16 protein-coding genes are annotated in these 24,290 nt (G+C 74.2%); 8 read left to right on the top strand and 8 right to left on the bottom strand.

The window, feature by feature from the left end:
- Nucleotide 1: 1 nt before the first annotated feature.
- On the bottom strand, nt 2-346 hold the full coding sequence (locus OG852_RS07905) for a cupin domain-containing protein (RefSeq protein WP_133917421.1): 345 nt from the start codon (nt 344-346) through the stop codon (nt 2-4).
- 122 nt (nt 347-468) lie between these two features.
- Between OG852_RS07905 and OG852_RS07900 the strand changes: the two genes are divergently transcribed.
- The 8 genes from OG852_RS07900 (at nt 469) to OG852_RS07865 (ending at nt 7,706) form a co-directional block, all read left to right on the top strand.
- Nucleotides 469-981, top strand: coding sequence for a hypothetical protein (locus OG852_RS07900; protein ID WP_133917420.1), 513 nt, complete (start codon nt 469-471; stop codon nt 979-981).
- 69 nt (nt 982-1,050) lie between these two features.
- On the top strand, nt 1,051-1,701 hold the full coding sequence (locus tag OG852_RS07895) for a GntR family transcriptional regulator (RefSeq protein ID WP_133917419.1): 651 nt from the start codon (nt 1,051-1,053) through the stop codon (nt 1,699-1,701).
- A 49-nt stretch (nt 1,702-1,750) separates the two neighbouring features.
- Nucleotides 1,751-2,503: a PIG-L deacetylase family protein gene (locus OG852_RS07890; RefSeq protein ID WP_133917418.1), complete on the top strand. Its 753-nt coding sequence runs from the start codon at nt 1,751-1,753 to the stop codon at nt 2,501-2,503.
- A 100-nt stretch (nt 2,504-2,603) separates the two neighbouring features.
- Nucleotides 2,604-3,308: a 4-carboxy-4-hydroxy-2-oxoadipate aldolase/oxaloacetate decarboxylase gene (locus tag OG852_RS07885; RefSeq protein WP_330347441.1), complete on the top strand. Its 705-nt coding sequence runs from the start codon at nt 2,604-2,606 to the stop codon at nt 3,306-3,308.
- A 5-nt stretch (nt 3,309-3,313) separates the two neighbouring features.
- Nucleotides 3,314-4,381, top strand: coding sequence for a 4-oxalomesaconate tautomerase (locus OG852_RS07880; protein WP_443064646.1), 1,068 nt, complete (start codon nt 3,314-3,316; stop codon nt 4,379-4,381).
- Nucleotides 4,378-5,328: a VOC family protein gene (locus OG852_RS07875; RefSeq protein WP_133917416.1), complete on the top strand. Its 951-nt coding sequence runs from the start codon at nt 4,378-4,380 to the stop codon at nt 5,326-5,328. The genes OG852_RS07880 and OG852_RS07875 overlap by 4 nt, the downstream gene beginning before the upstream one ends.
- A gap of 127 nt (nt 5,329-5,455) precedes the next feature.
- The gene (locus tag OG852_RS07870) at nt 5,456-6,781 is read left to right on the top strand and encodes an MFS transporter (protein WP_133917415.1); all 1,326 of its coding nucleotides are present in this window, start codon (nt 5,456-5,458) and stop codon (nt 6,779-6,781) included.
- Nucleotides 6,782-6,917: 136 nt separating this feature from the next.
- On the top strand, nt 6,918-7,706 hold the full coding sequence (locus OG852_RS07865; RefSeq protein ID WP_133917414.1) for an alpha/beta fold hydrolase: 789 nt from the start codon (nt 6,918-6,920) through the stop codon (nt 7,704-7,706).
- A gap of 302 nt (nt 7,707-8,008) precedes the next feature.
- Here the strand turns inward: OG852_RS07865 and OG852_RS07860 are convergent, their stop codons facing one another.
- The 7 genes from OG852_RS07860 to OG852_RS07830 form a co-directional block, all read right to left on the bottom strand.
- The gene (locus OG852_RS07860) at nt 8,009-8,953 is read right to left on the bottom strand and encodes an alpha/beta hydrolase fold domain-containing protein (RefSeq protein ID WP_330347439.1); all 945 of its coding nucleotides are present in this window, start codon (nt 8,951-8,953) and stop codon (nt 8,009-8,011) included.
- Between the two features lie 96 nt (nt 8,954-9,049).
- Entirely contained in the window at nt 9,050-10,117 is a 1,068-nt protein-coding gene (locus tag OG852_RS07855; protein ID WP_330347438.1) for a class I SAM-dependent methyltransferase, read from the bottom strand.
- Nucleotides 10,114-11,274, bottom strand: a complete 1,161-nt coding sequence (locus tag OG852_RS07850; RefSeq protein ID WP_330347437.1) for a glycosyltransferase — start codon at nt 11,272-11,274, stop codon at nt 10,114-10,116. The genes OG852_RS07855 and OG852_RS07850 overlap by 4 nt, the downstream gene beginning before the upstream one ends.
- Nucleotides 11,271-12,077: an alpha/beta fold hydrolase gene (locus OG852_RS07845; RefSeq protein ID WP_330347436.1), complete on the bottom strand. Its 807-nt coding sequence runs from the start codon at nt 12,075-12,077 to the stop codon at nt 11,271-11,273. The genes OG852_RS07850 and OG852_RS07845 overlap by 4 nt, the downstream gene beginning before the upstream one ends.
- Before the next feature lie 3 nt (nt 12,078-12,080).
- Nucleotides 12,081-12,389 carry an acyl carrier protein gene (locus tag OG852_RS07840; RefSeq protein ID WP_330347435.1) on the bottom strand — a complete coding sequence of 103 codons (309 nt, stop codon included), beginning with the start codon at nt 12,387-12,389 and terminating at the stop codon, nt 12,081-12,083.
- The gene (locus OG852_RS07835; protein ID WP_330347434.1) at nt 12,386-16,909 is read right to left on the bottom strand and encodes a beta-ketoacyl synthase N-terminal-like domain-containing protein; all 4,524 of its coding nucleotides are present in this window, start codon (nt 16,907-16,909) and stop codon (nt 12,386-12,388) included. Before OG852_RS07835 ends, OG852_RS07840 begins: the two co-directional genes overlap by 4 nt.
- 3 nt (nt 16,910-16,912) lie before the next feature.
- A complete protein-coding gene (locus OG852_RS07830; protein WP_330347433.1) occupies nt 16,913-23,878 on the bottom strand; it encodes an SDR family oxidoreductase in 6,966 nt (2,321 codons plus the stop codon).
- Nucleotides 23,879-24,290 lie beyond the last annotated feature (412 nt).

Genomic DNA, 24,290 nt, shown 5'->3' with positions numbered 1-24,290 from the left:
CTCAGAGGTCGATCGCGTACGCCTTGCGCAGGGTCTCGTGGACCGTCCAGGTCGTCCGGTCGCCCTCCCGCAGTACCGCCAGGTCGCCCGGACCGACGGTGAGGGTGGGGCCGCCCTCGATCTCGATGGTCGCCGAACCGCTGATCACGACGAACAGCTCGTCCGCCTCCGTGTCGGTGACGACCCCCGGAGTGATCTGCCAGACACCCCTGATCCGCCGGCCGTCCGCGGACTCCCACACGACCTTCCCGGTCACCTCGGGGGTGCCGGAGACGATCTGCGCCGGGTCGAGCGGTTCGGGTTCGAGGGCGGCGTCGGGGATGTGCAGAGCGAAGCTGTGGGTCATGCGGCGACCCTAGCGGGGCCGCTCGCCCCCGCGGTGTGGACACTGTGTGCGGTATCCGCCGGGCCGCGCGGACGATTCGTCGCGACTGGCAGGCGGGGCGGGGCCGGGTGATCGTTGAGGCCATGGCGGACGACACGGCGGACCCGGACCGGTCCCACGGGCACGACGCCCACGAGACGATCCTCTTCGGCGGGGTCTACGGCGCCGTCCTCGCGTGCTCCATGGTCGCCGCGCTCACCCAGTACGGATACGCCTCCCCGGCCAGGCGCCGCTACGACGCCCTCTGGCTGCTGATCACCGCCGGCGCCTCGGCCCTCGCGCACGGGTACGCCCACTACATCGCCGAGCGTGCCCCGCACCGCCGCTGGGACGCGCTGCGCGCCCTGCGTGACGAATGGCCCCTGGTCGCGGCGGTCGTGCCGACGGTGGTGGTGCTGGCGGGCGCGGGCTGGGGCTGGTGGCCGGCGAACGGGGTGGAGTACCCGGCGTTCTCCCTCAACATCGCCCTGCTGTTCGCCCTCGGGCTGGTCACGGCCCGCCGCGCACACCGCTCCTGGGCAGCCGCCGCGCTGATCGGGGTGCTGGACGCGCTGCTCGGCATGGTCGTGGTCGTGGCCAACGCCGTCATCAAGTGACCGACAAAATTGTTGACAATCTTGTTTGGCTAGATTTAGGTTCGACAGGCACTCACTCAGGGAGGGCACATGCCGAAAGAAGCCCGTCCGAGCACCGGGGAGCAGGCCAAGCAGCATGCGCTCGCGCAGTTGCGGCAGGCGATCCTGCACGGCGAGATGGCACCGGCGCAGCGGCTGGTGGAGAACGAGCTCGCCGAGCAGTTCGGTGTGACACGGGCCAGCATCCGCGCGGCACTCATCGATCTGGAGTCCCAGGGACTCGTCGAGCGGATCCGCAACCGCGGCTCGCGGGTGCGGGTGGTGACCGTGGACGAGGCGGTCGCCATCACCGAGTGCCGCATGGTCCTCGAAGGACTGTGCGCGGCGAAGGCGGCCGTGGAGGCCAGCGACGAGCAGTTGATCCAGCTCACCGAGCTGGGGACGGCGATGACCAAGGCCGTCGCCGACGGCGAGCCGGTCACCTACTCCGACCTCAACCACGAACTGCACGTCCGCATCCGGGAGTTCTCCGGCCAGCGGACCGCGCAGGAGCTGCTGGAGCGGCTGAACGCCCAACTGGTGCGCCACCGCTTCCAGTTGGCGCTCAGGCCCGGGCGTCCGCAGCAATCCCTGAACGAGCACCTGACCATGATCGAAGCGATCCGGGCCAGGGACCCGCAGGCGGCCGAGGCGGCCGTCCGCGCCCACCTCAGCAGTGTGATCGAGGCGCTGCGCGACTGATCACGGCTGCGCGAGGCGGGCGCCCACCTGTCACCAAGGAGAAAACAGCATGACCCAGGCCAACGCGCCCGCCAGCCCACCCCGATCCACCCTCGTCGTCACCGCGCACGCCGGGGACTTCGTGTGGCGCGCGGGCGGCGCCATCGCCCTGGCGGCCTCGCGCGGCGAGAAGGTCACCATCGCCTGTCTGACCTTCGGTGAGCGCGGGGAGTCCGCCAAGGCGTGGCGCGAGGGCAGGAAGCTCGACGAGATCAAGGCGATCCGCCGGGACGAGGCCGAGCGCGCCGCCGCCACCCTGGGCGCGGAGGTCCGCTTCTTCGACGCCGGCGACTATCCGCTGGTCGCCTCCGCCGAGCTGACCGACCGTCTCGTCGCCGTCTACCGCGAGACCCAGCCCGACGTCGTGCTCACCCACCCCTCCGAGGACCCGTACAACGGCGACCACCCGGCCGCCCACCGGATGGCCCTGGAGGCCCGGGTCCTCGCGCAGGCCATCGGCTACCCCGGCGAGGGCGAGATCATCGGCGCCCCGCCGGTCTTCTACTTCGAGCCGCACCAGCCCGAGATGAGCGGCTTCCGGCCCGAGGTCCTGCTCGACATCACCGAGGTCTGGGACACCAAGCGCAAGGCCATGGAGTGCCTCGGCGCCCAGCAGCACCTGTGGGACTACTACACCGACCTCGCCGTGCGCCGGGGCGTCCAGCTCAAGCGCAACGCCGGCCCCAACCTGGGCCTCGCCCACAGGACGATGGCCGAGGCGTTCATGCGCCCCTACCCGCAGATCGCGAAGGAGCTGGCGTGAGCGAGCTGAGGCGCAGCGGAGGCTGGGCGGCCGCGGAGCGCAGCGGAGTGGGCACCCGGCCGCAGCGGAACCGAAGCGGAGCTCCGCAGAAGGAGGAGGCGTGAGCGGCGTGATCGTCACCGGGCCGCCGAAGGCGGAGCGGAGGGACGTCGACGCGCTGGCCGCCTTCGGGGTGGCCACCGTGAGCGAGGCGATGGGGCGGACCGGGCTGCTCGGGCCGGAGATCCGGCCGATCCAGCAGGGGGTGCGGATGGCGGGCACCGCCGTCACCGTGCTGAGCTGGCCCGGCGACAACCTCATGATCCACGCGGCCGTCGAGCAGTGCGGCGAGGGCGACGTCCTGGTCGTCACCACCACCTCGCCGTCCACCGACGGCATGTTCGGCGAGCTGTTCGCGACCGCGCTCCGGCGGCGCGGGGTCCGCGGGCTGATCATCAACGCGGGCATCCGGGACACCCAGGAGCTGCGCGAGATGGACTTCCCGGCCTGGTCCCGCGCGGTCTCCGCCCAGGGCACGGTGAAGGCCACCGGCGGTTCGGTCAATGTGCCCGTGGCGATCGACGGCCAGGTGATCCGTCCCGGCGACGTGATCCTCGCCGACGACGACGGCGTCGTGGTCGTCCCGCGCGAGCGCGCCCGGGCCGCGGCACAGGCGTCCGAGGCCCGCGAGGCCAAGGAGGCCCGCTCCCGTGCCGCCTTCCTCGACGGCGAACTCGGCCTGGACCGCTACGGGTTGCGGGAGACGCTGAAGCAGCTGGGCGTGGAGTACCGCACGTACGAGGAGTACACGGGGGAGCGGCAGTGAGCTCCCTGTCCGAGGGGGTGCCGTGTCTGCTGATGCGGGGCGGCACCTCCAAGGGCGCGTATTTCCTCGCCGACGACCTCCCGGCCGAACCCGCCCTGCGCGACCAGCTGTTGCTGCGGGTGATGGGCAGCCCGGACGAGCGCCAGATCGACGGCCTGGGCGGCGCCCACCCGCTCACCAGCAAGGTCGCGGTGGTGTCCCGGTCCGCCGACCCGAGGGCCGACGTCGACTATCTCTTCCTTCAAGTCGCCGTCGAACGGCCCGAGGTGACCGATCGTCAGAACTGCGGCAACATCCTGGCCGGCGTCGGCCCGTTCGCCGTGGAGCGCGGACTCGTCGAGGCGGGGGAGACCGAGACCGCCGTACGGATCCGCATGGTCAACAGCGGCGACTACGCGACGGCCACCTTCCCCACCCCCGGCGGCCGGGTGCGCTACACCGGTGACGCCGAGATCTCCGGCGTGCCCGGGACGGCCGCGCCGGTCGTGATCGAGTTCCCGGCCGGCGAGCGTCCCCTGCTGCCCACCGGCAACGCCCGGGACATGATCGACGGCACGCCGGTGACGTGCGTGGACAACGGCATGCCGACCGTGCTGATGCTCGCCGCGGACCTCGGCGTCACCGGCTACGAGTCGCCCCGCGACCTGGAGGAGGATCCGGCCCTCGCCGACCGGCTGCGCGCGATCCGGCTGACGGCGGGCCGGCTGATGGGCCTCGGTGACGTCTCCGACGCGACCGTCCCCAAGCTCACCCTGCTCGCCCCGCCCCGCGCCGGGGGCGCGGTCACCACCCGCACCTTCATCCCCGTGCGCTGTCACACCTCGATCGGTGTCCTCGGCGCGGCGGGCGTCGCGGCGGGGCTGCGGATCGAGGGCGGGGTGGCGCACAAGGCGGCCGTGCCGCCCGCCGACGGTGACCGAATGCGCATAGAACATCCCACCGGCTTCCTCGACATCGACATTACCCTCGGCACCACCCCCGAGGGTCTGCCCACCGCCCGTCGCACCGCCGTGGTCCGCACGGCCCGCAAGATCTTCGACGGCACGGTCTTCCCCACTGGAGGTCAACGATGACTCCGCCGCTCGGCGACATCGCCCACATCGGCCACGCCCAGCTGTTCACCCCGGACCTGGACGCCAGCGTCGCCTTCTTCACCGACTACCTGGGCCTCACGGTCGTCGGCGAGAACGGCGACACGGTCTTTCTGCGGACCTTCGACGACTACGAGCACCACAGTCTGGTCCTCACCGCCCGCGAGCGGCCCGGCCTCGGCAGGCTCGCCCTGCGCACCTCCGCCGAGGAGGCGCTCCACCGTCGTGTCGAGGCGATCGAGGCGGCGGGCGGGGCGGGGAAGTGGGTCGAGGACGAACCCGGCCTCGGCAGGCTGTACGTCACCGCGGACCCGGACGGCCATGAGCACGCCCTGTACTGGGAGAGCGAGCACTACCGGGCCCCCGAGGAGCTGAAGCCGGCGCTGAAGAACCAGCCGCAGGCCAAGCCCAACCGGGGGGTGGGGGTGCGGCGCCTGGACCACGTCAACTTCCTCGCCGCCGACGTCCTCGCCAACGCCGAGTTCCAGCAGAACGTGCTCGGCGCCCGGCCCACCGAGCAGATCAGGCTCGACAACGGCACGATCGCGGCGCGCTGGCTGACGTACACGAACAAGTCGTACGACGTCGTCTACACCTCGGACTGGACCGGCAGCGCCGGACGGCTGCACCACATCGCCTTCGCGACAGACACCCGTGAGGACATCCTGCGGGCCGCCGACCTCGCCATCGACACGGGTGTCTTCATCGAGACGGGTCCGCACAAGCACGCCATCCAGCAGACGTTCTTCCTCTACGTCTACGAGCCCGGCGGCAACCGCATCGAGCTGTGCAACCCGCTCACCCGGCTGGTGCTGGCGCCCGACTGGCCGCTGATCACCTGGACCGAGGAGGAGCGCAGGAAGGGCCAGGCCTGGGGTCTGCAGACCATCGCCTCCTTCCACACGCACGGGACGCCGCCCGTCGACTGAGCGGCCGCCGAACGACGTTCGATCATCCCCCGCTGATTGTCGATGAGATTGTTGACAAAAGCGTTGACACTTTTCGGCGTGGGTCCTTAGCGTCTGAGGACCCACCCCGCTCGAGAGGGAAACAACGATGTCCTCCTCCCCCAACCCGGCCGCGCGCGGCAGCAGACTGGCCCTCCTGGTCGTCGGCCTGTGCTGGCTGGCCGTCCTGTTCGACGGCCTCGACATGTTCGTCTACGGCTCGGTGCTGCCGCACCTGCTGGAGACGAAGACCTTCGGCCTCACCCCGGACACGGCCGGTGACCTGGGCAGCTACGCCACCTTCGGGATGCTGGTCGGCGCCCTCACGGCGGGCACGGTCGCCGACCGCGTCGGGCGCAAGAAGCTGATGGTCGGCTGCGTGGTCCTGTTCTCGCTGGCGTCCGGGGTGTGCGCGCTGGCCGGCGGCGTCGAGGTCTTCGGACTCGGCCGGACCCTCGCGGGCGTCGGCCTCGGCGGGCTGCTGCCCACCGCCATCAGCATGGTCTCCGACTACGCCCCGCGCGGCCGTACCGCCGTCACCATCGGCCTGCTGATGACCGCCCACCACGCCGGCGGCATCCTCTCCGCCTATGTCGCCAAGTGGCTGATCGACCCCGTCGGCTGGCGCGCGGCCTTCTGGGTCTGCGTGGCACCACTGCTGTTCGCCCCGGTGCTCGCCAAGTTCCTGCCCGAGTCGCTGAGCTTCCTCGTCGCCAAGGGCCGCACCCAGGAGGCGACGGCGCTCGCCGGCCGCTACGACGTCGAAGTGCCCGCCGTGAAGTCGGCCCGCACGTCCGCCGCCGACCGCTTCGACGCCCTCGCCGCACTCTTCCGCGGCGGCGAGTGGATCCAGACCCTGCTGTACTGGCTGGCCTCCTTCGGCGGTCTCCTCCTGGTCTACGGCGTCGCCACCTGGCTGCCGACCCTGATGCGCGCCGAGGGCTACGCGCTCGCCAACGCCCTGACCTTCGTCGTCGTCTTCAACCTCGGCGGCATCGTGGGCATGCTGGTCGCCGGCCGCGCCGCCGACCGCTTCGGCGCCCCGCGCATCTCGGCGGTCTGGTTCGCGCTCACCGCCGCCGGTGTCTTCCTGCTCAGCGTCCACATGTCGACCGCGATCACGATGATCGTCGTCTTCCTCACCGGTGTCTTCCTCAACAGCGCCCAGACGATGATCTACGCCACGGTGTCGATCCGCTCGAACCCCGACAACCGTGCCACCGCCGTCGGCTGGACCTCCGGCATGGGCCGCTTCGGCGCCGTCTTCGGCCCCTGGCTCGGCGGCCAGCTGCTCGCCGCGGGCAACGGCGACTGGGGCTTCACCGCCTTCGCGCTCGCCGGTGTCTCGTCGATGGTCTTCATCGGCATCGCCGCCCTGCGCACCGCCCGGCAGACGCCCGTCACCTCCGGCCAGGAGCTGGTGGGCGCGCACTGACTTTCCAGGGGCGCGAACAACCCCACGCACCCGACGCGCAGACACCCGGAGGACACCGGAACGCCGGCCCCGTACCTCGTGTGCGGTGGCCGGCGTTCGGGGTGCGGAGCACGGCGTACGGGGTCACGCTCGTTGTATGGGTGAGCGTTGGGAGGTCCGCCGCGGGGGACCGGCGGACGCCGCGCACCGGGTGCTGATGATCCCGGGCGGACTGTGCACGACCGAGTTCTGCGCGGACGTCATGGCCGAGCCCGCGGTGGCCGGCCTCGGCACGGTCGCGGTGACCCTGCCGGGCTTCGGCCGCACCGAGCCGCCCGAGGACGTGTCCATGGAGCACTACGCCCGGCTGATGGCGGACTTCGCCGCCGAGACGGGCTGCGAGACCGTCGTGGGACACAGCCTGGGCGCCAACGTGGCGATCGAGATGGCGGCCCTCGGCCTGTTCCGCGGCCCGCTCGTCCTGCTGTCACCGAGCTTCTCGCGCGGGGACGAGGCGAAGTCCCTGGCGGTGCTGAACGCCGTGGGCCGGGTGCCGGGGCTCGGCGCGATGGTCTGGGCCGGCATGCTGGGGCTGCTGCCCCGGGCGATGAAACGCGAACTGCCGCCGCGGCGCGCGGAGGCGCTCACCGCGGTGATGGCGGACAACGACCCGGCGGCCTGCCGCCGGATCCTGCGGGACTACTACGACTACCTCGGCCGGTATCCGACCCTGGTGCCGAGACTGTGCGGGGCCGGGGTCCCGGCCTGGGTGGTACGCGGCGACCACGACGAGATCGGCCTGACGGACGAGGAACGGGCCGGCCTGGAGGTCTGCCCGCACGTCCGGTTGGTGACCGTCCCCGACGCGGGACACGCGGTCCTGGTCGAACAGCCCGCGGCGGTCGCCGAGGTGATCGTGGAGGCGGTGAAGGCGGGGGTGCGCTGAGCGCTCGGCCGTCGGAACCCATCCGGTCCTCCGCCGAGACGACAGCGCGGGCGGGATCGCCGCCGCCGAGACGATCGCCCACAGCCGGATCGTCGAGCGGCACCTGCGGAGCTCGGCCCGCGACCCGTATTTCCACGTCCAGGGCGGACTCGGCCAGGGAACGCCCGGTGGTGCTCAGGATCCGCGAGGGCGCCTTCCCCTACGACCCGGTCGTCCCCGGCCGGGAAGCCGGGGGTCGTCCCGCCGGAAGCCGCCGAATAGGGGGACAGCGGCTTCCGGCGGGACCGCGGCGCCCGCGCCCCTCAGGAGGCGTCGGGCGCGGTGGCCCGTCGGAGGGGACGGGCCATCAGGGAGTAGCTGTGGCGCGCCTTCTCGTCGTCGGTGGTGTCGTAGCCGTGGTCGGCGCCGGCGACCTCGTGGTGCTCGGCGAGGGCACCCGCCGCGCGCAGCCGCTCGGCGTAGCGGACCGCCTCGGCGCGCAGCAGGTCGTGCTCGGCCGTGATCACCACGGCCGGCGCGATCCCGCGGAGATCGGTGGTGTCCGAGGGGTGCGCCGGGGAGACGAGCCGGTCGGCGCGCTCGCGCCGGTCGGGCACGTACGACGTGTCGAAGACGTCCGCCATCCAGGGCCGCAGCAGTGGTCTGGCGACGGCTGCCCTCTTGTCCCGGGCGGCGGTGGCGAGGTCCAGCGGCGGATAGTGCAGCACCTGCAGCGCGATCGCCGGTCCGCCCCGCTCCAGCGCCTGGCGGGCCACGGCCGCCGCGAGCCCGCCGCCCGCGCTCTGGCCGCCCACGGTGAGCCGCGCGCCGTCCCAGCCGTGCTCCGTACCGTGTCCGGCCGCCCAGCGCACGACGTCGTACGCCTGGGTGGGCGGTGCCGGGAACGGATACTGCGGCGCGACCACGTACTGCACGTTGACCACGACCACGCCCGCCTCCACGGCGAGGAACCGGCACAGCGCGTCGTCGATCGCCGGCATCGACACGACATAGCCGCCGCCGTGGAAGTTGACGTGGACGGGCGGCCGGGTGGCGGTCCCGCCCGGCGGCAGGTACACCGTGACCGGCGCCGGGGCCACCGACGTCGGCACGGTCGTTTCCCTCGCGTCCCTCGGGTACTCGGGGAACCGGGCCCGCCAGGCGGCCATGGAACCGGGGCCGCCGGACCGGCGGCTCGCCAGCCTGGTGAGGCCCTGCATGGTCTTCGCGGCACGGGTCGCCACCGCGGGTCTGGCCAGGAAGGACATACGGGTTCCGTTCGTCGGGCCACACCGTGGATCGCCAGGATTCCTGATGGTTCGGTGGGCCTGAAGCTAGCACGGCGGAACCCGTCTGCCCAGCCGTCAGTCGCGTCTGGCCACGATCCTGTACGCGTTGGACACACCCAGCCGGTGCGCCAGCGGCCGGACGGCGAACCGGTCGAGGAGCGTGCCCGCGATCAGCGCGGGAACACCCGCGATCAGCAGGGCCGCCCGCAGCGCGCGGCGCAGCGCGCCCGGCGGTTCTGGCAGCCACGGCGCGTCCTCGCGCGGTGCCGCGTGGTCCAGCGCCAGCCATACGGCGGCCAGCAGATCGACCGGGTCGTGCGGCTCGGCGTGCTGCTCCGCGACCACCGAGAAGCCCAGTTCGGTGAGCCGGTTGCGCAGATTGGCCACCGGTACGAAGTGCAGATGCTGCGGCTGGAGCCAGGGCAGCCACCAGCGGCCGAGCAGCCGGGCGTAGCGGCTCTCGGGGTCGGGGACCTCGATCAGCAGATGCCCGCCCGGCCGCACCGCCTCCCGCGCGGCCCGCAGTTCGCGGTCGGGGTCGGCGCTGTGCTCCAGGTAGTGGAACATGCTGACCACGTCGTAGCGGGCGGCGAGTTCGGGCGCGAGGTCGGGGAAGCTGCCGCGGTGGCCGCGCGCCACCCGGCCCTCCCGCTCCGCGAGTTCGACACCGTCGGTGAAGTCCAGCCCGTCGAACACCGTGTCCGGCAGCACCGCCCGCGCCGCCGCGCAGAAGTGCCCGTGCCCGGTCCCCACGTCGAGCCAGGCCTTCGGCGCCTCGTCGTACGGCAGCATCGCCTCGGCCCGGTCGCGGTACGCCTTCGTCCGCGCCCCGAACGTCTCCCCGAGCTTCTTCTCGCCCAGGCCGTCGTAGAAGTCCCGGTAGTAGAACTCCAGCCCCTCCGGGCTCAGCCGCGGGTTCTGGAAGACATGCCCGCAGCCCTCGCAGCGGTCCAGGACGAACCGGCCCGGCTTGTGCTGGAGCAGATCGGTGGTGCGCAGCCGGGTGGTGAGGTCCCCGGAGCCGCACCACGGGCAGCTCGTGCGCCGGGGTTCCAGGAACCGCTCCACACCGGCGGCGAGGTCGGCCTGGTAGGCGGGGCGCAGCGCGGCGATCCGCTCGCCCGGCCGGGTCTCGTCGGTCATCCGGACTCCCTCGCCAGCTCCTGAAGATGGTCCGCGGCGGCCGGTGCGCCGCCCGCGGCACGCAGCGCCGCGCCGATCCGCTCGGCGGCCGCCCGGTACCCGGGCTCGTGCAGGACGGCGTCCAGGGCGGCGCCCAGCCCCGGCGCCGCGACCCGGCCGAAGCGCACCCGCACCCCGGCCCCCGCCTCGACGACCTGTCCGGCCACCACGGGCTGGTCGTCCCGGATCGGGGCGACGACCAGCGGAACGCCGTGCCACAGCGCCTCGCACACGGTGTTGTGCCCGGCGTGACACACCACCGCGTCCACCCCCCGCTCCAGCAGGGCGAGTTGCGGCACCGACGGCACGACCAGCACGTCCTTGTCGGCACCGGACGCGCCGAGCGTCCCGCCCGGGTCGACGATCAACGCCTGCACCCGGTCGGCCCGTTCCCACAGCGCCGTGCGGCACACGTCGAGGAAACGCCCGCCCGCATCGGTGTTGGCGGTGCCGAGACTCACCAGGACGGTGGCCCGGCCGGGGTCGAGCCACTCCCAGGGGAAGCCGGGCGCCTCGGGGCGGGCGGTGATCGAGGGACCGACCCAGCGGACTCCCTCGGCCGCTCCCGCCAACTCCGCGGCGCTGAAGGCCAGAACGAGATACGGGGAGAAGCGCGGGTCGGCCGTCCGCGAGGGATCCCCGAGCGAGGCGCGCAGCCCGGCCAGCCGCTCGTCGACCCACTCCCGTACCTTGGGCAGCCCGGCCAGCGGATCGGTGAACTCGGCCGAGGTCGTCGCCGAGGTCGCCCACGGCAGCCCCAGCCGCTCGGCGGTGAACGCCCCCGCGAAGGCCTGCTGGTCGGCGACCACGACATCCGGCCGGAACTCCTCCGCGGCCGCCCGCACACCCGGCGCCATCGCCTCGGCGAGCGGCAGGAGATACCACTCCCACAGGAACCTCAGCGCCTCGGGGCCCCGCAGCTCGGCGGGCCGCTCACCCCGGACGGCACCGCCGCACCCGAACACCGGCGCCCCGGCCCCCGCGAGCCGCTCCACCAGCTCCGGATCGGGACACACCCACGCCACCCGTTGCCCCCGCGCGACCAGCTCGGCGGCGACGCCCACGGTCGGATTGACATGCCCGACCAGCGGCGGCACGACGAACAGGAAACGGCTCACCGCGCCGCCGCCGCGAGGGTCTCCTCCACCAGCGACAGCACATGCCCGCCCACCGTCCCCGACGCCTCCACCAGGAGCGAGTGCTCATGACCCGGCACGATCACGGTCCGGCAGTCCGGCAGCACCCCTCGGAGCCAGTCCGCCTGCTCGGCCAGGTCGGAGTCGCCCCCGTAGAGCGCCAGCACCGGGCAGCGCACCGCCGCGATCCGCTCCTCCGCGAGCACCCGGCTGGCCGGGATGTCCCGGCTGAGGGTGGTCTCCCGGACGAGCCGGGCCGCGCCCTTGGCCAGCCGGGCCGTGTGCTGCCCCCGGTGGGCCGTGACCCAGGCGAGGGCCTCCGGCTCGTGGTGCGCGAGCCGTTCCACGACCCAGCCCAGGATGCGCTCCAGCTTCCGCGCCCAGGCGTGGGTGGCCGGTTCGGACTCGATGAGACAGACACTGCCCGCCCGCTCCGGATGCCGGGCCGCGTAGCCGAACGCGATCGTGCCGCCGTAGGAGTTGCCGACCAGATGCACCGGCCCGGTCACCCCCAGCCGGTCGAGCAGCGCCTCCAGGTCGTCGATGTTGTGGTCCAGGGTGTAGCCCTCGGCGGGGCGTTCACTGCGGCCGTGCCCGCGCAGGTCGTACATGACGACGTCGAGGCCGGCGGCCGCGAACGCGGGGGCCACGGTGAAGTAGTGGCTGGCCAGGCTGTCGGTGAGCAGACCGTGCACCAGGACGACGGTGGCGGTGGCCGGGCGGCCCCCGCCGGGGCCGAGCCGCTGGACGTGCAACCGGACGGCGCCGGTGTCGACCATCGCCATGGCTCAGCTCGCCCCCGCCGCCTTCAGACTGGTCACCACGTACTCGACGAGCCGCCCGACGGTCAGCTCGATGATCTCGTCGAACTCCATCCCGGCCAGGAACTCGGCGAAGTTGACCCGCTCGCCGTACCGCTCCTGGAGCAGTCCCGCCAGCGTCACCAGGTCGATGCTCTCCAGCTCCAGGTCGCGGTTGAACGTGGTCTGCATGCCGATCTCGACGTCGTCGAGGCCGTACTCGTCCTCCAGGAGCCGCGCGAGCATCCCGGTGAGGTCGGCGAGGACGCTCTCCTCGTCCGCGGTGACGGGGGTCATCGGTCGTACTCCTTCGGTCGGTTCGGTGCCGTGGGCGCCGGGGCGGGGCCCGTGGTCCAGGCGACGACATAGCGCCGGGCGGGCAGGGTGGGCGGGTTGGCGGCCGGCGCGCAGTGCACGGCGTAGGGGCGCTCCCGCCGGCCGGATACGGTCAGCCGGTCGCCGCCGGGGGTGGCGTCCAGCACGGTGAAGTCCCGGGGCCGACCGCCGAATCCGGTGCCCTCCGCCTTCGCGACGGCCTCCTTCGCCGCCCAGAAGCGGGTGAACCACAGCGCCTCGGAGTCCCCGGTGGCCGACGCCAGGCTTCTCAGCAGCCTGAGTTCATCCTGGCCCAGTGCGGCGTCGAGGGTCTGCGGGGTGCGGTCGGTGACCTCTTCCACGTCGATGCCGGGGCCCGGTCCCGGGCCGTGCGGCCGGACGATCGCCACACCGGCCTCCGCGCAGTGGGCCAGGGAGACGTCCAGCGGGGGCAGGGTGCGCCCGTGGACGCCCGTGACGCGGGGGCGGCCCGACGGGTCGTTGTGCACCCGGAGTTCGGCGGGGAAGACCGGTCCTTCGCCGTGGTCCCACAGCCATTGCCGTACGGCGTCCTTGACGGCGATCCGGCCGAGCAGCCATTGGCGGCGCCCGCGCGGGGCGTGGGCGGCGTACTCAGCACGCTCCTGCCCCCCGAGGGAGTTGCGCATGATCAGCTCACGCGAGGCGAGGTCCGGCCACCGCTCGTGCAGCAGCGTCCAGCCACCCGGCCGTACCTCGGACAGGGTGTTGCGCTCCGGGAAGCGCTCGACGGGACGCGTCTTCGGGTCGTTGTCGAACCGGCGGTCCTGCCAGCCGTACAGCTCGGCCCACACCGTGCCGTCGACGGTGAGCTGGACGTCCGCCTCCAGGACGGTCTCGGTGAGCGAGGTGATCCGGACCAGACACCCCACCTCTGTGCCGGGCGCCGGATCCGGTCCGTGGAACCGCATCTCCCGCATGCCGACCGGGAACACCACGGTCCGCTCGGTCCGCGTCGCCATGATCCAGTAGCCGAGGATCTGGCCGACGTTGTCCAGCAGCGCGCCGGGCGCGGGCGGAGTGGTGATGATCCCGCGGACATGGCGCTCGCCGATCGCGGTGAGCTCGCTGACGCCCTGGAACGCGGGGCCGTGGAACATCCAGCGCTCGTCGTAGAGCTGGGCGGCGGTGTGTTCCGGAACGCGTTCGGAGGCGCTGCCGACGGGCCAGGGGGCCGGGGGCGGGGACGGGTAGCGGGCGGCCAGCTCTACCGTGGCGCGGGCGCGGGGGCCGAAGGACACCGCCACGCGGTCCGGGCCCCGCGGGGTCGCGGTCACCGGTACGTCGACCGGCGGGGTGGCGGTGAGCCACTCCTCGAACCGTGCGCCGTGCACGGCCACGGGGAGGGTGCCGGGGGCGGCCTCGGCCGCCGCGTCCATGAGGTGCCGCACGATCGTCGTCGCCGGCACCACCGGCCACCGGTCGGCCACGTCCGGCCAGCCGGGGCGCTGCGGGAAGAAGCAGTGGTCGAGGAGGTGGGGCATGGTGTCGGGGGAGACATGGACGGTGGTGCGGCGGGGGGCCGGGTGTGACGGAGCCCGGGGCGCGGGCTCGCTCAGCAGGGCCGCCGCGGTGTCCGCGGTCTCGCGCATCAGCGCGCTCAACTCGGCGGCCAGCGGGGAGCGTCGGGCGATCGCGTCCAGCGGCGAGGGGCCGCTGCCGGCGCGTGGGCGCAGGTCCGCGCGGAGTTCGGCGAGCCTCTCCGGAGCGAGGGAGACGAGCGCGCCGCCCAGGTCCAGCCGCACCGGCGGCCGTGATGTCTCCGTCCGCCGGGATCGCGTCAGGGACGGGGCCACGTCGGCCCCCGCCGTCCACACCGCCGTGGCCACCCGGCGGAGCTGGGCCAGGCCCGTGCGGTGCGGCGAGTTGGCGGCGACGACCAGGTGGTCGTGTGCGCCGAGGGTGTCGCCGACGAGGGAGCCGAGCTGTCCCGGCCCCGCCTGCACGAACACCCTGTGACCGGACGCGTACAGGGCCTGCGCCAACTGCCGGAAACGGACCGGCTCCAGCAGATGCCGTACGAACAACTCCCGTATGTCCGCCTCCCCTTCGGGAAAGGGCGCGGCGGTCGTCCCCGACCAGACCGGCGTGTGCGGCGCCTGCAGCCGGAACCGCTCGGCGGCCTCCCTGATCGGGCCGAGGTGGGGCTCCAGCATCGGTGTGTGGAAGCCCGACCGGAACGGCAGCACCTGGCTGAGCACCCCCCGGGAGCGGAACGCCCGGACGAGGTCCTCCACCGCCGGCTGCGGGCCGCACACCATCGACTGGCCGGGCGCGTTGTCGTGGGAGAGGACGAGTCCCGCCCGCTCCCGGCCCTCCTCGCGCAGGGCCTCCAGCACCCGGTCGGCGGACGCTCCGATCGCACCGAAGGCGAGCCCGGGGACCGTCACCCCGTCGGGGTCGAAGCCGGCCATGAAGGCGTCGACCTCGTCCCCCGCGTAGAGCCCGCCCGCCGCCATCGCCGTCCACTCGCCCACACTGTGCCCGGCGACCGCGTCCGGCACGATCCCGGTGCGGCGCAGCGCGGTGTCGAGCAGCCGGCCCACGGCGACGACACCGAGGCCGTGCCGGCCGATGTCCCCGGTCTCCGCCCGGGGGAGTTCGGGGACGGGCAGGCCGAAGTGGGCGGCGACGTCGTCGACCCGGGGGGTGAAGTCGCCCTCCAGGCCGGGGAAGAGGAACGCCAGCTTTCCGTGTCCGGCGCCCAGCAGAGGGGCCGGCCGGAACCAGACGTCACTGCGGCCGTGCCAGGCGCGCCCCTTGCCGACCGCGCGCCGGGCCAGCGCGAGCCGCTTCGCCGTCGGGTCGACGATCCCGAGCCGTGCCGGGCCCGCTCCCGGGTGCGGGCGAGCGGCATCGAGTCCGGCGGCCCGTACGGCGGCGTCGTCGGCGTCGAGCAGGGCGGCGAGGTGCGCCGGTGACGCGGCGGCGAGCAGCAGCACCTCCTCCGGCTCGGTCACCTCCGTGACCGCGGGCCCACCCGTGTGTGCCCCCCGGGCGACGGCCCGCGCCCCCGGCGCCTCCTCCAGCACCACATGTGCGTTGATCCCGCCGAACCCGAACGCGTTGACGGCGGCCCTGCGCGGCGGCTGTCCCGGCCCGGTCTCCCATTCCGCCGCCTTCTCCAGGGTGCGGAACCGGGTGCGGGCCAGGGCCGGATGCGGGTCGTCGCAGTGCAGTGTGGGCAGCAGGGTCGCGTGGTGGACGGCGAGCGCGGCCTTCACCAGACCGGCGACACCGGCGGCGGGCATGGTGTGCCCGATCATCGACTTCACCGAGCCCAGCACCGCGTCCCGGTCCTCGCCACCCGGCCCGAACACCTCCGCCAGCGTGGTGAGTTCGGCGCTGTCACCGGCCGGCGTCGCCGTCCCGTGCGCCTCCAGCAGACCGAGCGAGCCGGGCGCCGCGGGGTCGAGCCCGGCGGCCCGCCACGCCTGCCGCACGGCCTGGGCCTGGCCGCCGGGATCGGGATTGACCAGTCCGGCCGCCCGGCCGTCGCTCGCCACCCCGGTGCCCCGGATCACGGCGTAGATCCGGTCGCCGTCCCGCTCGGCGTCCGCCAGCCGCTTCAGGACGACGACCCCGGTGCCCTCCCCGATCAGGATGCCGTCCGCCTCCCGGTGGAAGGGACGGATGCGCTGGCTGGGGGAGAGGGCGCGCAGTTGGGAGAACACGCTCCACAGGGTGATGTCGTGGCAGTGATGGACGCCCCCGGCCAGCATCATGTCGCACCGCCCGGAGGCCAGTTCACCGACCGCCTGGTCGACGGCGACCAGCGAGGAGGCGCAGGCGGCGTCCACCGTGTAGGCCGGACCGCGCAGATCGAGCCGGTTGGCGACCCGGGAGGCCGCGAAGTTGGGCACGAGACCGATCGCGGACTCGGGGCTGTCCGGCCCCAGACGTTCGGTGAACGCCTCACGCACACGCGCGAGTTGGGCGTCGGACAGGTCGGGCAGCAGCTCGCCCAGCGTGCGCACGAGCTGGCCCGCCGTCCGCACCCGCTGGTCGAGCCGGACCAGTCCGGGGGTGAGGTAGCCGCCCCGGCCGAGGACGACGCCGACGCGCCCTCGGTCGGGGAGGCGGTCGGCGCCGCCCGCGTCGTCGAGGGCGGCGGACGCCACGTGCAGGGCGATGAGCTGGTCGGGCTCGGTGCCGGCCACCGAGTTCGGCATGATCCCGAACCGGGTGACCTCCACCTCCGCGAGCCCGTCCACGAACCCGCCCCTGCGGGCGTAGACCCGGTCCGCGAGCGCCGGTTCGGCCGCGCTGCCCGGCCGGTAGTACTCCGCGTCCCAGCGCCCCTGCGGCACCTCGCCGACGGCGTCCACACCGTCCCGGAGATTGCGCCAGTACGCGTCCAGACCGGCGGCGCCCGGCAGCAGCACCGACATCCCGACGATGGCGACCGGAACCTGACGGCCCGTCGACTCCGTCGCACCGGCCGTCGGGGAGGATGACGTCACCGGTCACCAGCCCGAAGCGGTGTGGACGACGGCCGTCACCGAGGGATCCCCCCACGCCAGCTCCCGCAGCAGCGCCGCGGTCCCCTCCTCGGGGTCGATCAGCCGGATGCCGCGCCGGGCGTACTCGCGGGCGAGCTCCGCGCCGACCATCCCGCCGTGACCGGGCGCGGGCGCCCACGGGCCCCAGTGCACGGTCACCGCCCGCCGGCCGGTGCGGGCGGCGAAGGCGGCGCCGAGGGTCTCCAGCGCGTCGTTGGCGGCGGCGTAGTCCACCTGCCCCCGGTTGCCGAGGACGGCGGAGATGCTGCCGAACAGCACCGTGAACGCGGGCGCGGCCGGCAGGTCCTCCAGCGCCGTGAGCAGGGCGTCCGCCCCGGTCGCCTTGGTGCCGTAGACCCGCTGGAAGGACTCGGCGGTCTTCTCCGCGATCAGCCGGTCCTCGATGATCCCGGCCGCGTGCACCACCCCGTCCAGCCGGCCGTGCTCGGCGTGGATCTCCTTGACCGCCTGCACCACCGCCTCGGGCTCACGGAAGTCGACCGCGCGATAGCGCGCCCGGGCGCCGAGCGCGCCGAGTTCGCCGAGGGTCGCGGTGATCTCCCGCTGGGCCAGGAGGAGTTCGGCGGTCCGGTTGATCTCGGCCGGCTTCAGCCCGCCGCGCGCGGCGAGCACGGACCGCAGCTCGGCCCGGGTGCGCGCGGCGGCCGTGTCGGCGTCCTCGGGGCCGTCCGGGGCGGGCGTACGGCCGAGCAGCTCCAGCCGGCAGCGGGCGGCACCGGCGAGTGCGGCGGCGAACTGCGCGGTGATGCCCCGCGCCCCTCCCGCCAGCACCACCACCGAGTCCCGGTCCAGACCGAGCGCGGCCGCCTCCGCGACCCCGTCCCCGGCCGGTCCCGCGCCGGTGTCGCCGAGCGCGCCCAGGGGCTCCTCGACCAGTTCGAAGCCGTACCGTCCGCCCCGCGCGCGCAGGACCACCGGCGTCCGGTCGGCGGCCACGGCCTCCTCGACCACGGCCCGCGCCACCGCGTCCGGCGAGGCGTCGTCCAGGTCGACCACCCGGGCGAGTGTCTGCGGGTACTCCCGCGCCACGGTCCGGAACAGCCCGCGCAGCCCCGCCGACCGGGCGTCCGGCTGCTCGCCGTCCGTGTGCCGCACGGCCAGCAGCCATCTCGGCCCCCGCCCCAGGGCGGCCTTCAGCACGGCGAACGCGTCGGGCAGCACGGGAACGTCGTCCTCGGGCGCCGCGAGCGCGCCGAGGTACAGCACCCCGTCCACCGGGCCGTCCGCCTCGGACAGCACACGATCGCGGGGGTGTACGACGACCTCGGCGCCGTGGGCCGAGAGCAGCGCGGCGGCCTCTGGGGCGTCCCCGAGGAGCGCCCAGCGGGTGCCGGGGAGGGCGGTGGACGGGGCGACCGCACCGGCATCGATCGGCACCGGCCGCAGCACATGCCGCCGTGGCGGCTCACCGGCGACCGTGTCGACCGCACCGGGGGTCGCTCCGTCGGCCGGACCGACGGCCACTGGCCCGGCCGACCGGGTCGGCGTCGGCCCCCCGAACCCGGCGGACTCCCCGGCGCCCGACGAGGACGGCACCCCGTCCGCCGCCCCGGATCCCGCCTCGTCCGCCGCCCTGGACGCTGCCGCAGCGCCCTCCAGCCGTGATCTCAGCCAGTCCGTCACCGCCGCCGCGGTCCGGGCCTTCGCCAGTTCCTCCAGTTCGGTGTCGTCCAGCGAGGTGAGGTCCGCCCCGCCCGCGGCGCCGAGCCGTTTCGCCAGCTCGCCCGCGATCTCCGCCCGCTTGATGGAGTCGATGCTGAGATCGGCCTCCAGATCCAGGTCGGGCTCGATCATGTCGACGGGATAGCCGGTGCGTTCGCTGATGATCTCCAGGACCACCTGCTGGACGTCGGCGCCGCCGACGGCGGCGGCTTCCGGCTCCGGGACGGCTGCCGGCGGCAGCGGGAGTTCCGGCACCGCCGCGATCACCTCCGGCGCGGCCACGGCCCGCGGCGCGAGCGGCGCGGCCGGCTGCGTCCCGGGAGCGGCGCCGAAGTAGGTGAGCAGCACGTCCCGTTGGGCGGCGATCATCTCCCGGCTGGTGCGCAGGAACTCGGAGATCAGCGCGTCCCGGTCGGACGGGACACCGTGCGGGGGGTTCGTCGTCACAGTCGGCACAGTCCTTTCGGCGGGTTCGGTGACGCGTCGGGCGGGGGCGAGCGCACCGGGCAGGAGGGCCCCGGAGGCGGTGCGGACCAGGTGCCCGTCCACCGTCCAGCCGGGCCGCTTCGGTACGGGCGTGTGGACGGCGTCGACCGCGTCCCGGCCGCGCAGCAGCCACCCGGTGCGCACCGGCAGCCCCGCCACGGCGAGTCGGGCCAGGGCGTCCAGCCAGCCGGGCAGCCCGCCGCCGGGCCGGGGCTCGCAGGCCACCGTGCGGTGCGGCCGGTCGCCGAGGATCTGCCCCACCAGCCGGGTCAGCACGGACCCGGGACCGGCCTCGACGAAGACCCGCGCCCCCGCCTCGTACATCGCCTCGATCTGTTCGGCGAAGGCGACGGGCGCGCCGATCTGCGCGGCGAGCCCGTCCCGTACGGCGTCCGGGTCGGCCGGGTACGGCGCGGCCGTGCGGTTGGACCACACCGGGAACTCGGGTGCGTGCAGCTGCCGTTCGGCGAGCGCCTCGGCGAACCGGTCACCGGCCCCGGCGACCAGCGGGCTGTGGAAGGCGCAGGCCACGGGGATCCGTTTCGCGCCCAGACCCGCCTCGCGCAGCAGTCGTACGGCGTCCGTGACGGCGTCGGTCGGGCCCGAGATCACCGTCTGCTCGGGCGAGTTGCGGTTGGCGAGGACCACGGAGCCGGACGCGCCCGCCGTCCGCAGGGCCCGGGCCACCTCCTCGGCGCCGGCCGCGACGGCGGCCATGGTGCCGGGCTCCTCACCGGCCGACGCGGCGGCCTCCAGGATCGCCGCAGCCCGCTCGGCGCTCAGCTCCAGCAGCGCCTCGGGATCGAGGGCGCCGGCCGCGCACAGCGCGACCAGCTCGCCGTAGCTGTGCCCGGCGGCCATGTCCGGGCGCACCCCGGCCGCCGTGAGCACGGCGTGCGCGGCGAGCCCGGCGACACCGAGGGCCGGCTGCGCGACCCGGGTGTCGGTCAGGGCGGCCTGCTGCCGGTCCCGTGCGGCCTCGTCGAAGGCGGCCGGCGGATACAGCGCGTCCGCGTGGGAGCGGCCGAGCTCCAGGTAGGAGCGCACCTCGGGGAAGGCCACGAAGAGGTCGGCGAGCATGCCGGTGCGCTGGCTGCCCTGGCCGGGGAAGAGGAAGGCGACCTGGCCGTCCTGCGGGTCGTACGGGTGCAGCCCGTGGCGGGGGTCGGACTCGCCGCGCAGGGCCCGCCGGAGCTTGCCGGTCAGGTCGTCGACGTCCGTCGCCACGACCGCGAGCCGTACGGGATCGCCGCTCGCGTCCGACCGCCGGGCCGCGCTCAGCGCCAGGTCCCGCAGCCGCCACGGCCGGCCCTCGGCCTCCGCCGCGCGCAGCAGCTCCTCCACCGCGCGCCGGGCCGTGCCCTCGTCCCGGCCGCGGAAGAGGAACAGCTCGGCAGGCCAGACGTCCAGCCCGCGCACCGGCGGCGCGCCGTCGGCGTAGGCGCTCAGGACGGCATGGAAGTTGGTGCCGCCGAACCCGAACGCGCTCACCCCGGCGAGCCGTTCCGTCGCGGGCGCCGCCCAGGGGCGTGCCTCGGCGTGGAAGGCGAAGGGGCTGCTGTCCGCCTCCCAGGCCTGGTTGGGCGCCTCGATGTGCAGCGTCGGCGGTCGCACACCGGTGTACAGCGCCAGCAGCGTCTTGATCATCCCGGCCATTCCGGCCGCGCATTTCGTGTGCCCGATCTGCGACTTCACCGAACCGAGCGCGCACGCCCCGGACTCGGCGCCGGCCTCGGTGAACACCTCGCTCAGGATGCGCAGTTCGGTGCGGTCGCCGACCACCGTGCCGGTGCCGTGCGCCTCGACGAGACCGATGTCGGCGGGGGAGACGCCCGCGTTGCGGTACGCCCGTTCCAGCGCCGACCGCTGGCCCTCGGGGCGCGGGGCGGTCAGGCCGAGGGAACGGCCGTCGCTCGAGGCGCCGAGGCCCTTGATGACGCCGTAGATCCGGTCGCCGTCGCGTTCGGCGTCGGCGAGCCGTTTGAGGACGACGCAGGCCACGCCCTCGCCGAGCGCGATGCCGTCCGCCGAGCCGTCGAAGGCCCGGGAGCGGCCGGTCGGGGAGAGGGCGTGGACGGAGGAGAACAGGACGTAGTCGTTGATGCCGTTGTGGAGGTCGGCGCCCCCGCACAGCACCACGTCGGAGGTGCCGCCGACGAGTTCCTTGCAGGCGACGTCGACGGCGGCGAGCGAGGACGCGCACGCCGCGTCGACCGTGTAGTTGGCGCCGCCGAGGTCGAGCCGGTTGGCGATCCGCCCGGAGATGACGTTGGCGAGCATGCCGGGGAAGGAGTCCTCGGTCAGCCGGGGGAGCTGCTCCTCCAGTCCGGCGGGGACCTTCCCGTAGTACGAGGGCAGCACGGCCCGCAGGGTGGCCGCGTTCGACAGGTCGCTGCCCGCCTCGGCGCCGAACACCACCGAGGTGCGCGAGCGGTCGAACTCCCGTCCCCCGTCGCCGTATCCGGCGTCGTCGAGGGCCCGCCGGGCGGCCTCCAGGGACAGCAGTTGCACCGGTTCGACGCTGCCGAGGGAGGCGGGCGGGATGCCGTAGCGCAGCGGGTCGAAGGGGATCGGCGGAAGGAAGCCGCCCCACTTCGACGGGGTCGACTCGCCGTGGTGGACGGCCGGGTCCCAGCGGTCGGCCGGGACCTCGCCGACCGCGTCGACGCCGCCGACGACGTTGGCCCAGAACGTGGGCAGATCGGGTGCCTGCGGGAACATGCACGCCATGCCGACGACGGCGACGTCCAGCGGCGCCGGGGCCTTCGGCTCCTGCCGGGCGCCCCGCTCCACGCCCAACTCGGCGGTCCGCGCGGTGAGATGGTCGACAGCTCCGGTCGTCACGGACGTGTGCAGCGCGGCCAGCGTGGTGGTGGCCCGGCGCAGCACCGCCACCTCCCCGGCCATGAACATGCCCTCCGTGTACTGGCGTTGCTCGTCGACCGCGGCGAGCGCGCCGTCGCCGTCACGGGTCACGCCCTTGCTGGCGAGGCGCAGCCGGCCCACGTTGAGGCGCTCCAGCTCCTCCCAGACCCGCCGCTCGGGCACGCCCTCCGCGCGCAGCCGGGCCTCTCGCGTGCGGAAGTCCGCGGCGAACGGGCTGGGCACGCACCGGGTGGCGTGGCCCGGCGCCGACTCCAGGAGCGTGGTGCGCTCGGCGGCCAGGACCTGCCGCTGGAACAGCGGCCGGATCGCCCCGTGCGTCACCGCCTCCTCGGTGAACAGATACGCCGTCCCCATCAGCAGCCCGACGGCGGCCCCGCGCGCGGTCAGCGGCGCGGCCAGCGCGGCGACCATCGCCGCAGAGCGCCCGTCGTGCACCCCGCCCGCGAAGAACACCTCCAGATCCGAGCCGTCCGCCTCCGCCAAGTGGTCCTCCAGGACGGCGAGTTGGGCCTCCCACAGCGGGAAGCTGCCGCGCGGGCCCACATGCCCGCCGCACTCGGAGCCCTCGAACACGAACCGGCGTGCCCCCGCCTGGAGGAACTGCCGCAGCAGCCCCGGCGACGGCACGTGCAGGAAGGTCCGGATGCCGTCCCGCTCCAGCGCCTGCGCCTGGGACGGCCGCCCGCCCGCGATGACCGCGTGCGTCGGCCGCAGCTCCCGCACGGCCTCCAGCTGCGCGGCACGCACGTCCTCCGGCGCGAAACCGAGCACCCCCACCCCCCAGGGGCGGCCCGCGACCGCGTCCCGGGTCGCGGCGAGCATCTCCCGTGTCCGCGCCCCGTCCGCCAGCGCCAGGGCGAGGAACGGCAGCGCCCCCTCCGCGGCGACCGCGGCGGCGAAGGACGCCTCGTCGCTCACCCGTGTCATCGGCCCCTGCGCCAGCGGCAGTCGCGTCCCGAGCGCCCGGCTCATCGCGGACTCGGGCAGCAGCGCCCTTACGGCCGTGTCGTCGCGTAAGGCGTCCAGGATCGCCTCGCGCAGCGCCCGCACCGTGCGCCGCGCGTCGCCCCAGCGCTCGGCGAAGCGGGCGGCGAGGAAGCCGTCCTGGCCCACGGGAAGGAGCCGGGTACGCGGGTCCCGCGCACCGAGCAGCGCCGCCACCTCCTCGGGCCCCGCCCCCTCGGGGACCTGCGGGGCGTCGGGGCCGCGCCGCCGCAGGACGCGGTGTCCGGCCAGGACGACGGTCTCCGAGCCGTCCATCGCGCGCAGCGCGGCGGCCGCAGGTTCGGGCAGCGCCGAGTCGTCGAGCAGGGCGAGCTGGCTGTCCAGGACGACTCCGGCCGCCCCGCCGGCCACCGCGGCGGCGGCCGTGCGCGGGCCGACGCCGCCGCAGGCCCACACCGGCAGACCGGGATCCGGCGCCGCGAGGAGCTGCTGGAGCAGCACGAAGGTGCTGAGTTCGCCGACCCGGCCACCGCACTCGGCACCGCGCGCGACGAGCCCGTGCGCCCCGGCGCGTGCCGCGTCCCGCGCGCCCGCGAGATCGGTGACCTCCACCAGCACGCGGTACCGGCCGGCGGTCTCGGCCACGGGCCAGGGCGCGTCGGCGGCGAGCACCACCGTGTGCGGCCCGCGGTCCCCGAGGGCCGGATCGTCGGGGGTGAGCCGGCAGCCCGGTCCGACTCTCACGCCGTACGCGCCCGGTGAGGCGCGGCGCAGCCGGGCCAGGGCCTCGCGCGCTCTTCGGTCCCCGGGCCCCAGGTCCAGTACGCCGAGGCCGCCGGCCCTGCCGACCGCCAGGGCGAGACCGGCGTCGGGCTCGCCGAACGGGGTGATGCCGATGATCATGTCCTCGGAACGCGCAGCGGACGTCATGATTCTCCGAATCAACGTGAAACCGCAGGGTGGGGGGTGTTCAGGACAGCAAAGGCGGTGCACCGCATTCGCGCGGGCACGGGTCACCGCGGAAGGCGGGATGAAAATCGCTTGCTCGAAACGCGTTGAAAGGTAGTGCTCTTATTACTCACCGGTCAACGATCGAACGATCGGCTGGTAACCAGCCGCAATGATTCGGTCAGTCGTGGACGGGCGGCCATGAGGGAGGAAAGCGGATGAATTCCTTTCCGGGATCTCCGCGTTCACTCCCGACTCATCTCGTGGAAACATCAACCACCGAAAGAAATGCGTTCCTTTGGACCGCATGTCCGCATCGCGACACGCGGGTCCGGCCTCCGGTGGGTCGTGGATGACACGTGAGGAAAATCTGTGTGTCGCGTGTCGAGTGTCC

The sequence above is a fragment of the Streptomyces sp. NBC_00582 genome, assembly GCF_036345155.1.
GTDB lineage: Bacteria > Actinomycetota > Actinomycetes > Streptomycetales > Streptomycetaceae > Streptomyces.
Note: the sequence above shows the minus strand (reverse complement) of the source record. Positions and strands in the feature narration are given on the sequence as shown.